17 protein-coding genes and 1 pseudogene are annotated in these 14,163 nt (G+C 40.9%); 13 read left to right on the top strand and 5 right to left on the bottom strand.

Annotated features, from left to right (window positions below):
* Positions 1-7: 7 nt before the first annotated feature.
* From NFR56_RS06170 to NFR56_RS06160, 3 genes are all read right to left on the bottom strand, one after another.
* Complete coding sequence (locus NFR56_RS06170) at positions 8-997, bottom strand: PTS sugar transporter subunit IIB (protein ID WP_118096388.1); 990 nt, start codon at positions 995-997, stop codon at positions 8-10.
* Between the two features lie 375 nt (positions 998-1,372).
* A complete protein-coding gene (gene adhP, locus NFR56_RS06165; protein WP_049490985.1) occupies positions 1,373-2,395 on the bottom strand; it encodes an alcohol dehydrogenase AdhP in 1,023 nt (340 codons plus the stop codon).
* A 189-nt stretch (positions 2,396-2,584) separates the two neighbouring features.
* On the bottom strand, positions 2,585-3,397 hold the full coding sequence (locus NFR56_RS06160) for a Cof-type HAD-IIB family hydrolase (RefSeq protein ID WP_003010425.1): 813 nt from the start codon (positions 3,395-3,397) through the stop codon (positions 2,585-2,587).
* 175 nt (positions 3,398-3,572) lie between these two features.
* On the opposite strand from NFR56_RS06160, the gene NFR56_RS06155 reads away from it, so the two are divergent.
* The 4 genes from NFR56_RS06155 (at position 3,573) to lytR (ending at position 7,560) form a co-directional block, all read left to right on the top strand.
* Positions 3,573-4,994 carry an NCS2 family permease gene (locus tag NFR56_RS06155; RefSeq protein WP_049490983.1) on the top strand — a complete coding sequence of 474 codons (1,422 nt, stop codon included), beginning with the start codon at positions 3,573-3,575 and terminating at the stop codon, positions 4,992-4,994.
* 382 nt (positions 4,995-5,376) lie between these two features.
* Complete coding sequence (gene tsaE, locus NFR56_RS06150) at positions 5,377-5,832, top strand: tRNA (adenosine(37)-N6)-threonylcarbamoyltransferase complex ATPase subunit type 1 TsaE (RefSeq protein WP_003010422.1); 456 nt, start codon at positions 5,377-5,379, stop codon at positions 5,830-5,832.
* Complete coding sequence (locus tag NFR56_RS06145) at positions 5,825-6,355, top strand: GNAT family N-acetyltransferase (RefSeq protein WP_118228681.1); 531 nt, start codon at positions 5,825-5,827, stop codon at positions 6,353-6,355. Before tsaE ends, NFR56_RS06145 begins: the two co-directional genes overlap by 8 nt.
* A gap of 11 nt (positions 6,356-6,366) precedes the next feature.
* Positions 6,367-7,560 (top strand): glycopolymer--peptidoglycan transferase LytR, encoded by a 1,194-nt coding sequence (lytR, locus tag NFR56_RS06140; RefSeq protein ID WP_251458172.1) that lies wholly within the window; start codon positions 6,367-6,369, stop codon positions 7,558-7,560.
* A 21-nt stretch (positions 7,561-7,581) separates the two neighbouring features.
* Here the strand turns inward: lytR and NFR56_RS06135 are convergent, their stop codons facing one another.
* Positions 7,582-7,872: a hypothetical protein gene (locus NFR56_RS06135; protein ID WP_251458170.1), complete on the bottom strand. Its 291-nt coding sequence runs from the start codon at positions 7,870-7,872 to the stop codon at positions 7,582-7,584.
* Between the two features lie 12 nt (positions 7,873-7,884).
* On the bottom strand, positions 7,885-8,298 hold the full coding sequence (locus tag NFR56_RS06130) for an HIT family protein (protein ID WP_003010414.1): 414 nt from the start codon (positions 8,296-8,298) through the stop codon (positions 7,885-7,887).
* A gap of 67 nt (positions 8,299-8,365) precedes the next feature.
* Here NFR56_RS06130 and NFR56_RS06125 point away from each other — a divergent pair, with 67 nt between their 5' ends.
* From NFR56_RS06125 to NFR56_RS09885, 9 genes and pseudogenes are all read left to right on the top strand, one after another.
* Positions 8,366-9,097: an ABC transporter ATP-binding protein gene (locus NFR56_RS06125; protein ID WP_118228684.1), complete on the top strand. Its 732-nt coding sequence runs from the start codon at positions 8,366-8,368 to the stop codon at positions 9,095-9,097.
* Positions 9,094-10,149 carry an ABC transporter permease gene (locus tag NFR56_RS06120; RefSeq protein WP_118228685.1) on the top strand — a complete coding sequence of 352 codons (1,056 nt, stop codon included), beginning with the start codon at positions 9,094-9,096 and terminating at the stop codon, positions 10,147-10,149. Before NFR56_RS06125 ends, NFR56_RS06120 begins: the two co-directional genes overlap by 4 nt.
* 40 nt (positions 10,150-10,189) lie before the next feature.
* Positions 10,190-10,984: a cell cycle regulator CcrZ gene (gene ccrZ, locus NFR56_RS06115; protein WP_003003852.1), complete on the top strand. Its 795-nt coding sequence runs from the start codon at positions 10,190-10,192 to the stop codon at positions 10,982-10,984.
* Complete coding sequence (gene trmB, locus NFR56_RS06110) at positions 10,981-11,616, top strand: tRNA (guanosine(46)-N7)-methyltransferase TrmB (protein WP_101771033.1); 636 nt, start codon at positions 10,981-10,983, stop codon at positions 11,614-11,616. The genes ccrZ and trmB overlap by 4 nt, the downstream gene beginning before the upstream one ends.
* Positions 11,617-11,713: 97 nt before the next feature.
* Entirely contained in the window at positions 11,714-12,193 is a 480-nt protein-coding gene (rimP, locus tag NFR56_RS06105; protein ID WP_101771032.1) for a ribosome maturation factor RimP, read from the top strand.
* A gap of 44 nt (positions 12,194-12,237) precedes the next feature.
* The gene (gene nusA, locus NFR56_RS06100) at positions 12,238-13,380 is read left to right on the top strand and encodes a transcription termination factor NusA (protein ID WP_031575236.1); all 1,143 of its coding nucleotides are present in this window, start codon (positions 12,238-12,240) and stop codon (positions 13,378-13,380) included.
* 14 nt (positions 13,381-13,394) lie between these two features.
* On the top strand, positions 13,395-13,691 hold the full coding sequence (rnpM, locus tag NFR56_RS06095; RefSeq protein ID WP_003010401.1) for an RNase P modulator RnpM: 297 nt from the start codon (positions 13,395-13,397) through the stop codon (positions 13,689-13,691).
* The gene (locus tag NFR56_RS06090; protein ID WP_003010399.1) at positions 13,684-13,983 is read left to right on the top strand and encodes a YlxQ-related RNA-binding protein; all 300 of its coding nucleotides are present in this window, start codon (positions 13,684-13,686) and stop codon (positions 13,981-13,983) included. The genes rnpM and NFR56_RS06090 overlap by 8 nt, the downstream gene beginning before the upstream one ends.
* Before the next feature lie 16 nt (positions 13,984-13,999).
* Positions 14,000-14,153: pseudogene (locus NFR56_RS09885) on the top strand (translation initiation factor IF-2 N-terminal domain-containing protein); the annotation flags it as partial.
* Positions 14,154-14,163 lie beyond the last annotated feature (10 nt).

Here is a 14,163-nt window from a genome sequence, read left to right as displayed (position 1 = left end):
TAATCGATTATTGAACGTTAGCTTTGTTAATTAAGTCAAACAAATCTTTCTTAGAGTCATTTGGCACTTTACGGACGTCAAATTCTACTCCAAGATCACGCATTTTTTCAAATGTAGCCACGTCATCTTTATCCATTGACAACACATTGTTCACCATGGTTTTACCAGTTGAGTGGGCCATTGAACCAACGTTCAAGGTTTTAATCGGAACACCACCTTCGATGGCGCGAAGAGCATCTTGGGGTGTTTCAAATAAGATCAAAGCATGGGTATTTCCAAAACGTGGATCTTTTGCAACGTCGATCAATTTTTGAATTGGGACAACGTTTGCTTTCACACCATTTGGTGCCGCTTGTTTGATCAATTCCTTACGGAGTTCATCTTTGGCAACAGAATCTGAAGCAACAATGATCCGATCGGCTTTTGAATCAGGTGTCCAAGCAGTTGCGACTTGTCCATGAAGAAGACGTGTATCTAAGCGGGCAAGGTTAATCTTGAGTTTTCCATCTCCGATAACCGTTCCTTCTGGAATCGCAGCTTGGGCTACAGGAGCAGCAGCGGCTGAACTAGCTTCTTCGACAGGATTCAATTCTTCTGGAAGGGCTTTGACACCGTCTTTAGCTTCCTTGATGATGTTTGCAGCGACTTTATCAACGCCGGCATTTGCATCCATCAAACGCTCTGTATAAGCTTGAATCAACATCGGAAGGTTCAATCCTGTGATGATCGCAAATTTACGATCTGGATTTTCTCCCATGACGCGACTTGCTTGGTTAAATGGAGAACCACTCCAAAGGTCAGCCAAAACCAAAACTTCATCTTCTGCATCAAATGCGGCAACAGCTGCATTAAATTTAGCATAGAGATCATCCGGGCCTTCGCTTGGCATGAACGTAACCACTTGAACTTTCTCTTGATCCCCAAAGATCATCGAGCCGGATTGGTGGATTCCAGCTGCAAATTCACCGTGGCTAGCAATAATGATACCAATACTCATTATTGACATTCCTCCTTATAAAATTTGTTTGACTTTCAGTTTAAGAAAACTTTAAGCTACTTTATTATAAATCGTTTCCACACTTAAGTCAATTTTTCTATCAAAATCTCGATGTAAAAATATCAATTTATTATATTAAATTATAGTTGGATAGAAAAAGAATGTTTTTGGATAGATCTTTTTTATTACTTGTTGATGCTTAAAAAATCAATGATAGATATGTTTTATAGGATTTTTTTCTTAATGAAAAAATTCCGACAATCAAGCAATATTCCCAAAAACAAAAATAAATATATAACAAATTGTAAATTAGAGTGATTGAGAGTACTCAAAAAAAGACCAGCCCAACTGGGCTAGTCCTGTAGGTTTAGTAGTTTAGTTTGTAAAGTCAAGCACCATACGTCCTTGAATGGTTCCGGCTTCCATTTCGTCAAAGACTTTGACAGCATCTTCTACTGGACGTTTTTGAACGACAGGGACTACCAAGCCTTCTGCACCAAATTGGAAGGCTTCTTCCAAGTCTTTACGAGTTCCTACAAGAGAACCAATGACTTGGATACCATCTAATACAGTTTTCACAATGCTGAGGTCCATCATTTCAGAAGGAAGACCAACTGCGATCACGCGACCACCTGCACGAACAGAATCTACTGCTTGGTTGAAAGCTACTTTAGAAACAGCTGTTACGACAGCAGAGTGAGCTCCACCATTTGTTTTTTCTTTGATCAATCCTGGGACATCTTCAACTTCGCGACCGTTGATGACAAAGTCTGCACCAACTTCTTTTGCCAATTCTAGTTTATCATTGTTGATATCGACAGCGATGACATGTGCGTTGAAGACTTTCTTAGCATATTGAACAGCCAAGTTTCCAAGTCCACCAGCTCCATAGATAACAATCCATTGTCCTGGTTCAGCTTTGGCTTCTTTGATGGCTTTGTAAGTGGTAACACCTGCACACGTAATAGAAGAAGCTTGGGCTGGATCTAATCCTTCCGGTACTTTCACTGCGTAATCTGCAGTAACGATACATTGTTCAGCCATTCCTCCATCAACAGAGTAGCCAGCATTTTTTACAGTACGGCAAAGGGTTTCACGACCAGTTGTACAGTATTCACAAGTTCCACATCCTTCGAAGAACCATGCAACACTGACACGATCCCCAACTTTTAGGCTCTTAACATCTGGAGCAACTTCTTTAACAATACCGATTCCTTCGTGTCCAAGAACACGGCCTGGAACTTTACCGAAGTCTCCGTGAGCAACGTGCAAGTCAGTGTGGCAGACACCACAGTATTCGATTTGAACAAGAGCTTCCCCTGTTTCAAGTGGACGTACGTCTTTGTTTGCAACGATTTCAACACCAGTACCTTCTGGATTTACAACAACAGCTTTCATTTTGTTCCTCCTTAAGTGAACGAGAAGCGATTTAGCATTTTTGAAAGCGCTTCTTTAATAACTATGTTAATAATATCACAAACTAGATGGCAAGGCAATGAAAAAAATGTAAAAATAGGAGGGTATTGATTAACCGATTAAGTATTTAGGATAGAAAAAGACATGAGGGATAGCTCATGTCTGTTCCTATTATAAGAATAATTGAATGAGTTGGCGCGCGACACCGTCCTCATTATTGGTAAAATCTGTGACGGAATCCGCGTAAGGAAGTAGGACAGAGCTCGCGTTTTTCATGGCGTATCCATGACCAGCGAGAGCTAGCATGTCGGTATCGTTGTGCTCGTCTCCAAAGGCAATCAAATCCTTCTGATCCATATTGAGTTTATCTAGAAGGTAGGTCAGAGCAGATGCTTTGGTCACATTTTTTGGATTGCATTCCAGAATATTTAAGGGACCACCCCAAGTATTGATAGACAGATTGTAGTCATAATGCCGATTCATTTCATCTGCCAGAGCATATTTGTCTTCCGCTTTCGTTTGAAAGAGGATACAGTTTGGGTCGCTCGTTACCCGTTCGGGGTTGAATTGATTTTCTGGTTGGAAAGCCTCAATACCGAATAATTTAGGATCTGCGACGTGCTCATTTGGATCGGTAATAAAGAATTTATTGCGGTATTCGCCTGCTATAAAGTCCGCTTGGATGGTGTCTCGGTTAGCGACCATATCTAACAGGTATTTTTTATCTAAAGTCAAACATTGTTCATCTGCCCATTTTTTCTCTGGGAGATGCGTAAGGGAGCCGTTAAAATTGATCATTGGAGTATCTAGCTCTAGTTGTTTGTAGTAGGTGTGTGCCATACGATAGGGGCGGCCTGTTGTAATAATGACTTTGTGTCCTAGAGCACTAATTTTTTTAATCGTATCAATGGTAAAGTCGCTCAATTTGCTTTCGGAATTTAAGAGGGTACCATCTAGATCTAGAGCGATCATCTTTTTATGCATATTTCAGTTCCTTTCGAGAAGAATGAGACCATTATATCAGAAAAATCGGAAAAGCGCTCAAAAATCGAGAAGAGAAGTAGGATTTCTTGAAAGGCGAAAGATCTTTTGGTAAAATAGAAATAACGTTCGCAAATTGATTGGGAGCGAGAATGATGAAAAAGGAGTTTATTCTGAAATGGATAAGTTTTTTAAACTTTCAGAACATGGAACCACTGTTCGAACAGAGGTTCTTGCTGGTTTGACAACCTTTTTTGCGATGAGTTATATCCTCTTCGTAAACCCTCAAATGTTGTCACAAACAGGTATGCCAGCTCAAGGAGTTTTCCTTGCAACGATTATTGGATCCGTTGTCGGGACCTTGATGATGGCTTTTTATGCCAATTTACCTTATGCACAAGCACCTGGGATGGGCTTGAATGCCTTCTTTACCTTTACCGTTGTATTTGGTATGGGCTACTCATGGCAGGAAGCTTTGGGGATGGTCTTCATTTGTGGAGTGATTTCATTGATTATCACATTGACAAATGTTCGGAAGATGATCATCGAATCGATTCCGACAGCTCTTCGGTCTGCTATTTCAGCGGGGATCGGGATTTTCTTGGCCTATGTTGGAATTAAGAATGCGGGATTTTTGAAATTCACGATTGACCCTCATACCTATACAGTGGTCGGAGAAGGAGCAGATAAGGCGAATGCAACGATCTCAGCCAATGCATCTGCTGTTCCTGGATTGGTTGATTTTAACAATCCGGCTGTCCTCTTGGCTCTTGTTGGTCTTGCGATTACTATTTTCTTTGTTGTCAAAGGGATTAAGGGAGGGATTATCCTTTCTATCTTAGCAACGACTGTACTTGGAATTCTCATCCATGTGGTTGATATCACTAAAATTGACTTTGCAAGTAATCATCTAGGAGCTGCCTTTAATGATTTAGGCACGATCTTTGGTCAAGCTTTGGGATCAAAAGGATTGGGTTCGTTGATTTCCAATACGTCTCGTTTGCCTGAGACCTTAATGGCAATCTTAGCCTTCTCCTTGACGGATATTTTTGATACAATTGGAACTTTAATCGGTACGGGTGAAAAAGTTGGGATTGTTGCGACAAATGGGGAAAACCATCAATCAGCGAAATTAGATAAGGCCCTCTATTCAGACCTTGTAGCGACTTCAGTCGGAGCTATTGCAGGAACTTCAAACGTAACGACGTATGTTGAATCTGCAGCTGGTATTGGAGCTGGTGGACGCACTGGTTTGACAGCCTTGGTTGTGGCAATCTGTTTTGCTATTTCAAGTCTCTTTAGTCCTTTGTTGGCGATTGTACCGACCGCTGCTACAGCTCCAATTTTGATTGTTGTTGGGATCATGATGTTGAGTGGCTTGAAAAATATCCATTGGGAAGATATGTCAGAAGCAGTTCCTGCCTTCTTCACCTCTATCTTTATGGGCTTCAGCTACTCGATTACACAAGGGATCGCTGCTGGATTTATCACCTATAGCTTGGTGAAAGTGGTTAAAGGAGAAGCCAAAGAAGTGCACAGCATGATTTGGATCCTAGATGTTCTCTTTATTTTAAACTACGTTAGCATGGCCTTGAATTAAGTATCAGAAAAGTGCCAAAAAGGAATGGGAGTTGTCTCCCATTCCTTTCAGATTGAAGACAAAGTTATACCAAAAACATTCCTTAGGTGAGTACGGACGTCAGCGAACTTCTTTGAAGTTCCATGACTAATTATTGAGCCTAAGGTCTCAATAATTCCGAGTGCCTGAAACGTTATTGTTTCAGGCACTTTTCTCACAGCGGAAAGTTTCAGTATTTTCTTAAATCGATTTAAAAATTGGAACTCAAATTTATTTTTTTTTGCAGAATCACTTAACTTATTTTACTTTAAAATAGTTTGTCTATCTATCTAAAAAGCAAACCTGAGTCGAACAATTTCTAAAAGAAAGAGCAGATTTTTAAAAAGTTTGGTATAATAGAGAAATGATTAGTCACAATGAAACGGAGCTGATCGCTCTAGGAAAACAGCTAGGAAAACTCTTAGAAAAGCAAGACGTGATTATCTTATCAGGTGATCTAGGAGCAGGAAAAACGACCTTTACCAAGGGAATTGCAAAGGGGTTAGGGATTGATCAGATGATTAAAAGCCCGACCTATACCATTGTTCGTGAATACGAAGGTCGCTTGCCTTTATACCATTTGGATGTTTACCGGATTGGGAATGATCCAGATTCTATTGATTTAGATGATTTTCTATTTGGAGATGGTGCGACCATTATTGAATGGGGAGAGTTGATTGAGCCGAGTCTCTCGGATGCTTATCTTAAAATTTTTATCCGAAAATTAGAAGATGGGCGAGAGTTAGCTTTTGAAGCTCATGGAGCGCGTGCAGAAGCTTTACTGACATCCTTTGAGCAGGTGGAAAAAACGGATGACTAAGGAAAAGGAAGTGACAGTAGAAATTCGGCAAGCTGACAGTGCAGACGCGGCTCTTGTCGTTGATTTCTTAAATCAAGTTGGGAAAGAGTCAGATTACATGACGCTAGATGAAGCTGGAATTGGCATGTCTCCAGCAGACATGGAGCAATTTCTGATGGTGCAAGAAATGGCGGAAAATCGGATTTGCCTCTTGCTATTTCTAGATCAGGAACTGGCAGCTTTGTTAAATATCACTGCAGCTTTTCAACGGTCCATTCGGCATATTGGTGACGTCTTTATTGTGGTTCAAAAAGCTTATTGGAATCAAGGACTTGGACAGATCTTGTTGGAAGAAGGAATTGAGTGGGCGCACTCGACCGGTGTTCTTCGCAAACTAGTCTTGAATGTCCAAGTGCGCAATGAACGAGCAGTTCACCTGTATAAAAAGTTAGGTTTTGAGATCGAAGGTTGTCAAGCTCGTGGAGCTTGTTCAGCTGAAGGAGAATTCTTAGATGTTTACCTTATGGGGAAACTGATAGATTAGAGAGAGTATACATGGTTAAAAAAATTATTTTGATGTTTTTGAGCTTATTGACGGTAACAGTGATTGGGATCGGGGCCTATGGCCTCACTATCCTCAATCAAACGACAGGGACCCTCAGTAAGACCTATAAAGGCTTTGGAAATGAGACCAATGTCATTGCAGAAAACAAGCCGATGACCATCCTTTTGATGGGGGTTGATACAGGTAGCGGTTCTCGGGAAGATCCTTGGGCCGGAAATAGTGATACCATGATTTTGGTGACTGTCAATCCTCAAACAAAAGAAACAACCATGACGAGCTTGGAAAGAGATATTCTAACCAATATTACTTCAGATGGCGAAACGGTCCAAGCAAAATTGAATTCGGCTTATGCTCAAGGTGGTGCCAAGTTAGCCATTAAGACCATTCAAGATCTTTTGAATATCCATATTGACCGCTATGTCATGATCAATATGAAGGGATTGGTTCAATTAGTGGATAAGGTTGGTGGCATCACGGTCAACAATCCATTTGACTTCGATATCTCGATCGAGGAAAATGAGCCAGAATATACGGCTAAGATCGCACCAGGACGTCAGGAGATTAATGGGGACCAAGCTCTCGTTTATTCACGCATGCGCTACCAAGACCCAGAAGGAGACTACGGACGTCAAAAACGCCAACGTGAAGTGATCAAAAAGATTGTTGAGAAAGTTTTAAGCCTCAATAGTTTGAGTCACTACAAAGGAATCATTGATTCTGTTAGTGACAATATGCAAACCAACATAGCGCTTGACAGTAATAGCCTTCTTCAATTGCTAGGATATAAAGATGCCCTTTCAACGATTCATCAGTACCAGCTGAAAGGAGAAGATGCCACCTTAGCAGATGGCGGAAGTTATCAGATTGTCACTTCAAAACATCTCTTGAAAATTCAAAATATCATCCGCAAAGCTTTGGGACTAAAAGAAATCAAAACATTGAAAACCAATGCTTACCTATTAGATGGAGATGAAGAGTTGAAGAATGCTTCTTCTCAAAATGATACGCCAGCGGCATCATCTGAGGAAGCACCTGTTTACCAAGAGTTTAACCAACTACCAGTTGTACCATCGACCCAGGATACGGGAGTGGTGACGCCTCAAAGTTCTGTTGCACCAGTGACACCAGTTGCTCCTGCAGCTACAGAGTCGAGCAGTGTGACACCTACGGTACCTTCAGAATAAGAAAAAAACGATTGAGTTTTCTCAATCGTTTTTACTTGGTTGCCAGATGTCTTTAATTTCTTTTAGAGATGCTGTTGCTTGTTGACGAAATAGTTTGGTCTTGTATTGGAAATCCGTTACCAATTCTTGAAGATTGGTCTTTTGGTCTTGGATAATATCCAGATTGCGTTGGATTTTTGCTAGGTTATCTTGAATTCCCTTGATCAATTGGCTGGATTCAGTCACCTCTGTTTTGATTTCTTTGCGGTTTTTTACTAAGTGGTAGCTAATGCTAGCTCCTGTTGCAAACCAAAAGAGATTTTTGAGTTTCATATGGCCTCCTTTTTAACTGTTTTTGATGGTTTCTGCAAGAACTGCTAGTTGTTCAAAATTAGGCTCGTGTTCAGTAAATGAAATGGCAAGCTCATCTTGATCGGAATAGCGAGGGATAATGTGGACATGTGTGTGAAAAACGGTTTGTCCAGAAACTTCTTCCATGTTGCTGATGACATTCATTCCCTTAGCTTGGGTAGCAGCTTCTACTTTTTTAGCAACTTTAGAGACACGTGCAAATAGTTGAGCTGTGGCGGTTTCGTCCATCTCTAAGAGATTGCGAGCGTGTTTTTTTGGAACCACTAACGTATGACCGGGTGTAACCTGAGAGATGTCCAAAAATGCGAGGACTTCCTCGTCCTCATAGACTTTGGAGGAAGGAATGTCGCCAGCTATAATCTTACAAAAAATACAATCGTCAACCATAAATACACCTCATTTAGACTAAATTTTGTTATAATATAAGAACATTATACCAGAAATCGGAGAAAATATGTTAGAAATCAACAAGTTGACAGGGGGCTATGTCAACATCCCTGTCCTGAAAGAGGTGAGTTTTTCAGTTCCGGATGGCCAACTGATTGGTTTGATTGGACTAAATGGAGCTGGGAAGTCAACCACGATTAATGAAATTATTGGTCTCCTGCATCCTTATGCTGGGGAAGTACGGATTGACGGCTTGAGTCTTCAAGAAGCTCCAACTGACTATCGTAAAAAAATTGGCTATATTCCAGAAACCCCTAGCCTATATGAAGAATTAACCCTGAGAGAGCATATCGAGACCGTAGCTATGGCCTATGATTTAGACATGGATCAGGTCATGGTGCGCGTCCAGCCTTTGTTGGAACGATTTCGTTTGGCTGAAAAATTAGATTGGTTCCCGACCCAGTTTTCAAAAGGGATGAAGCAAAAGGTCATGATTATTTGTGCCTATGCAGTGGATCCAAGTCTTTATATTGTCGATGAACCCTTTTTGGGATTGGATCCTCTTGCGATTGCAGATTTGATTCAGTTATTGGCAGATGAGAAAGCAAAAGGAAAATCGATTTTGATGAGTACCCACGTTCTGGATTCGGCTGAAAAGATGTGTGATGGTTTTGTAATCCTCCATAAGGGGCAGATTCGAGCACAAGGGACCTTAGATGAGTTGCGTTCAACTTTTGGGGATGAGAAAGCAAGTCTAAATGATATCTACATGACCTTGACAGAAGAGGAAACAGCATGAAAGAGTTGATGAAAAAACGGCAACAAACGTTTCGAACTCAATGTGTAAAATATAGCCGCTATGTTCTCAATGATCATTTCGTCCTCTTTATGCTGATTTTCATAGGATTTTTGGCGGTTCAATACAGCCAATTCTTACAAGATCTCCCCAAAGATACAAGCCTGATCCGCTGGAGTCTCATGATTGGTTTGCTCCTCTTGGTTCCGATAGGCTCTATTGCGACCTACTTAGAGAAGCCCGATGCTTTATTCCTTTTGGTAAAGGAAGAGGAAGTGAAACGTTATATCAAAGGGCAGGCCAAGAAGTCTTTTGTGTTTTGGTTTTTGATTCAAAGTTTTGTCCTTCTATTATTTGTGCCTCTTCTTCTGGCAATGGGGCTGGATAAACTTGCTATTGTAGCTTATATCCTTGTCTTAGGAGTGGCTAAAGGGGCTGTTTTTAGCTGGAAGGAAGCGCGCTTCTACCAGGATGGAAATTTGAATTGGACCTTAGCCATTGCTCGTGAGAATGCAAGGAAACAATTGATTCTTCGTTTCTTTGCCTTGTTTACAACGGTAAAAGGTATTACCAACAGTGTCAAAAGAAGAGCTTACTTGGATGGTTTCTTAGGGCTTCTTCCTAAAACACATGGCAATACGTGGCTTCACTTATATATGCGCTCCTTCCTACGGAATGGAGATCTTTTCTCTATGACTCTCCGACTCTTGGCTCTTTCCCTTCTCGCTATCATCTTTATTCCCCAACCCCTCGTAGTGATTGCCCTTGTAGCCTTGCTCAATTACTTGGTTATTTTTCAATTACTGGGGCTTTACAGTGCTTTTGATTACCAACCCTTGACCCTCCTTTTTCCGATGAAAAAGGGCAGTAAAAAGGCAGGGTTGAACAAAACGATTCAGCTGGTCATGGGGATGATAACGGTGATAGAAGGGGGAATTGGCCTGGGCTTTATTTCAGATAAAGTCCTGTTGTTAGGCTTATTGGCTTATACAGTTGCTTTAATCCTACTCTATCTTCCATTTAAGATGGCGCGCTTGGTTGACGAAAATCGTTAAAATTAGTAAAATAGATTGGAAACTTTTTACGGAGGAAAAGATGGACTCGAATGAAAAAGAGCTAAGCCTCACCCCAATTCCTGGGAAGAGTGGGAAGGCCTACATGGGGACCTACCCAGATGGTGGGCGCGTTTTTGTAAAAATGAATACGACCCCAATCCTTGCGGGTCTAGCAAAAGAACAGATTGCTCCTCAATTGTTATGGAGTCGACGTTTGCCAGATGGAAATGTGATGAGTGCCCAAGAATGGTTGAATGGGGAAATTCTCACGCCTAATGGGATGTCGAAAAAACAAGTCGTCAATATTTTAACGAGATTGCACCGTTCTAGACCTTTGATGACCCAATTGAAAAAACTTGGCTATCCTGTGGAATCTCCATTAGAACTGCTCAATTCTTGGAGCAATCGGTTGCCAATTGCCCTACGTCAGAACCACTATATCCAATCAGTCGTAAAGAATTTACGTAAGACAGTGCCTGCCTTTCGGGAGGATTATGCGACGATCGTTCATGGGGATGTCCGTCATAGTAACTGGATTGAGACAGAGAGCGGCTTGATTTATCTAGTCGATTGGGACTCTGTTCGTTTGACAGACCGGATGTTGGATGTGGCGCATATCTTGAGTCACTATATCCCAGATTCTAATTGGCGCGATTGGTTAGGCTATTATGGCTACAAGTACAATCAAAAAGTATTTGATAAACTCTATTGGTTTGGTCAATACTCTTTCTTGTGCCAAATTGCTAAATACTATGAAAATAATGATTTAGAAAATGTCAATCGCGAGATCTATGCTCTGCGCAATTTCCGGTTGAAATATGGAAAGGAAATATGAGAGTTAGAAATCGCAAGGGAGCGACTGAATTATTAGAAGCGAACCCGCAATATGTGGTCCTAAATCCAGAAGATGCCAAGGGAAAGTGGCATGAGATTTTCGGGAATGACCATCCTATTCATATCGAAGTAGGTAGCGGAAAAGGGGCCTTTATTACTGGGATGGCCAAGGCCAATCCAGAGATCAACTACATCGGAATTGATATTCAAAAATCGGTCTTGAGTTATGCTTTAGATAAGGTCTTAGAAGCTGATCTTCCTAACATTAAATTGCTTTGGGTAGACGGAGATAGCTTGACCAACTATTTTGAAGATGGGGAAATTGATCAACTCTATCTGAATTTTTCAGATCCTTGGCCTAAGAAACGTCATGAGAAGCGTCGTTTAACATACAAGACCTTCTTGGATACCTTCAAGCAAATTCTTCCAGAACATGGGGAGATTCACTTTAAAACAGATAATCGAGGTCTGTTTGAATACAGTTTGGTGAGCTTTTCACAGTATGGTATGACGTTGAAGGGTGTCTGGCTAGACCTTCATGCTAGTGATTTTGAGGGGAATGTCATGACGGAATATGAGAAAAAGTTCTCAAGTAAAGGACAGGTCATTTACCGTGTAGAAGCACAGTTTTAGCATATTCCTTGCAATCATTGGGGAATCGTGTTATAATACCTTAAATGAATAGAAAAGGAGAGGCGGGGAAATATCTTCGCCTCTTATCTATGAGGAGGTGGCAACCATCGCAACGATTGTTGACTTAGTAACAGAAGTGATTCAGGCAGCTATAAAGGAACCATTTGAATTGGTCGATGTTGAATATGGCAAAATGGGTGGTGACTACGTCTTAAGCATTTTCGTAGACAAACCAGAAGGGATCACACTGAATGATACAGCGGATTTGACAGAAATCATTAGCCCGCTATTGGATCAAATCAAACCAGACCCATTTCCAGAACAGTACTTTTTAGAAGTTACCAGTCCTGGCCTGGAGAGACCATTGAAAACCAAGGAAGCACTCGAGGGAGCTGTTGGCAAGTATGTCAATATCAGCTTGTATAAGGCTGTTGAAAAACAAAAGGTTTTTGAGGGGAACTTGGTAGGTTTTGAAGAGGATGTTTTGACCATTGAGTATATGGATAAAACACGAAAGAAAACTGTAGAAATTCCTTATAACCTTGTGTCCAAAGCAAGGTTGGCTGTAAAATTGTAACAGAATGAAAGAAAGGATGCCTTTATAATAGAGGCAAGAAAAACATGAGTAAAGAAATGCTAGAAGCCTTCCGCATTTTGGAAGAAGACAAAGGGATCAAAAAAGAAGATATCATTGAAGCCGTCACAGAATCATTGCGTTCAGCTTATCGCCGTCGTTATGGACAATCAGAAAGTGCAGCGATTGAATTCAATGAAAAAACTGGAGATTTCCGTGTTTATACGGTTCGTGAAGTGGTGGATGAAGTCTTTGATAGTCGCTTAGAAATCAGCTTGAAGGATGCCTTAGCCATTAGCTCTGCTTATGAGTTGGGGGACAAGATCAAGTTTGAAGAAGCACCAGCTGAATTTGGTCGTGTAGCAGCTCAATCTGCTAAACAAACGATCATGGAAAAAATGCGTAAGCAAACGCGCACCATCACCTATAACACTTATAAAGAACATGAAAATGAAATCATGAGTGGAACAGTGGAGCGCTTTGATAATCGTTTTATCTATGTCAATCTTGGTTCGATCGAAGCTCAATTGTCTAAGCAAGATCAAATTCCAGGAGAAGTGTTCCAATCTCATGATCGGATTGAAGTCTTTGTCTACAAGGTAGAAGATAATCCACGTGGTGTCAATGTCTTTGTTAGTCGAAGCCATCCTGAAATGATCAAACGTTTGATGGAACAAGAAATTCCTGAAGTCTATGATGGAACTGTTGAGATTATGAGTGTAGCGCGTGAAGCTGGAGATCGTACAAAAGTTGCGGTTCGCAGCCATAATCCAAACGTAGATGCGATTGGGACTATCGTTGGTCGTGGTGGATCGAATATTAAAAAGATTACCAGCAAGTTCCACCCAGCTCGATACGATCAAAAATTAGACCGTATGGTTCCAACAGAAGAAAACATCGATGTCATTGAATGGGTTCCAGATCCAGCTGAATTTATCTACAATGCGATCGCTCCTGCAGAAGTGGACCAAGTTATTTTTGATGATGAAGATAGCAAACATGCTCTCGTTGTGGTCCCAGATAACAAATTATCTCTTGCCATCGGTCGTCGTGGTCAAAACGTTCGTTTAGCAGCTCATTTGACTGGTTACCGCATCGATATCAAATCTGCTAGTGAGTTCGAAGAAATGGAAGCAGCTCAGGAAACTTTTGAAGACCAAGTAGAAAGTGACGAAGAGCAAGTCGATTAAGAGAGGGAGGGAAAATGGTAAAAACAAGAAAAATCCCTTTAAGAAAATCTGTCGTTTCAAATGAAATTATTGATAAGCGCGATTTGCTCCGCATTGTCAAAAATAAAGAAGGACAAGTCTTTATCGATCCAACTGGCAAAGCCAATGGTCGAGGTGCTTACATCAAGCTAGACAATGAAGAAGCGGCACTTGCTAAGAAAAAGAAAGTTTTTAATCGTAGCTTTAATATGGAAGTGGAAGAAGCTTTCTATGATGAATTGATCGCTTATGTAGATCATAAGGTGAAGAGAAGAGAGTTAGGCCTTGAATAAGCAAAAGATAAGTAATTTGTTGGGTTTGGCGCAAAGAGCAGGAAAACTCATTTCTGGAGAAGAACTCGTGATCAAAGCAATCCAGGAAGAAAAAGCAAAATTAGTTTTTCTGGCAAATGATGCAGCTAGTAACCTGACAAAAAAGGTGACAGATAAGGGTCACTATTATGAGGTTCAAGTATCTACCGTGTTTTCAACACTAGAATTAAGCACTGCAATTGGACGTGCCCGTAAGGTCGTCGCTGTTGTAGATGCTGGATTTTCAAAGAAAATGAGGTCTCTTATGGAATAGAAGAGGAGGACAGCAATTGTCTAAGAAAAGATTATACGAAATTGCCAAAGAATTGGGCAAGGAAAGTAAAGAAGTCGTCACTCGTGCGAAAGAATTAGGTTTTGACGTCAAGAGTCATGCATCTAGTGTCGATACTGATGTTGCTGAAAAGTTGATCAAGAGCTTTGTAGCGAAAAAAGA

The sequence above is a fragment of the Streptococcus caecimuris genome, from assembly GCF_943193075.1.
Classification (GTDB): domain Bacteria; phylum Bacillota; class Bacilli; order Lactobacillales; family Streptococcaceae; genus Streptococcus; species Streptococcus caecimuris.
This window is presented reverse-complemented; position numbering and strand designations above follow the sequence as displayed.

Coding starts and splice junctions, on each gene's coding strand:
- nusA (WP_031575236.1), top strand. CDS start 12,238: ATGAGTAAAGAAATGCTAGAAGCCTTCCGCATTTTGGAAGAAGACAAA.
- NFR56_RS06155 (WP_049490983.1), top strand. CDS start 3,573: ATGGATAAGTTTTTTAAACTTTCAGAACATGGAACCACTGTTCGAACA.
- lytR (WP_251458172.1), top strand. CDS start 6,367: ATGGTTAAAAAAATTATTTTGATGTTTTTGAGCTTATTGACGGTAACA.
- NFR56_RS06130 (WP_003010414.1), bottom strand. CDS start 8,298: ATGGTTGACGATTGTATTTTTTGTAAGATTATAGCTGGCGACATTCCT.
- trmB (WP_101771033.1), top strand. CDS start 10,981: ATGAGAGTTAGAAATCGCAAGGGAGCGACTGAATTATTAGAAGCGAAC.
- ccrZ (WP_003003852.1), top strand. CDS start 10,190: ATGGACTCGAATGAAAAAGAGCTAAGCCTCACCCCAATTCCTGGGAAG.
- NFR56_RS06170 (WP_118096388.1), bottom strand. CDS start 997: ATGAGTATTGGTATCATTATTGCTAGCCACGGTGAATTTGCAGCTGGA.
- NFR56_RS06135 (WP_251458170.1), bottom strand. CDS start 7,872: ATGAAACTCAAAAATCTCTTTTGGTTTGCAACAGGAGCTAGCATTAGC.
- tsaE (WP_003010422.1), top strand. CDS start 5,377: ATGATTAGTCACAATGAAACGGAGCTGATCGCTCTAGGAAAACAGCTA.
- NFR56_RS06160 (WP_003010425.1), bottom strand. CDS start 3,397: ATGCATAAAAAGATGATCGCTCTAGATCTAGATGGTACCCTCTTAAAT.
- NFR56_RS06120 (WP_118228685.1), top strand. CDS start 9,094: ATGAAAGAGTTGATGAAAAAACGGCAACAAACGTTTCGAACTCAATGT.
- NFR56_RS06145 (WP_118228681.1), top strand. CDS start 5,825: ATGACTAAGGAAAAGGAAGTGACAGTAGAAATTCGGCAAGCTGACAGT.
- NFR56_RS06125 (WP_118228684.1), top strand. CDS start 8,366: ATGTTAGAAATCAACAAGTTGACAGGGGGCTATGTCAACATCCCTGTC.
- rnpM (WP_003010401.1), top strand. CDS start 13,395: ATGGTAAAAACAAGAAAAATCCCTTTAAGAAAATCTGTCGTTTCAAAT.
- adhP (WP_049490985.1), bottom strand. CDS start 2,395: ATGAAAGCTGTTGTTGTAAATCCAGAAGGTACTGGTGTTGAAATCGTT.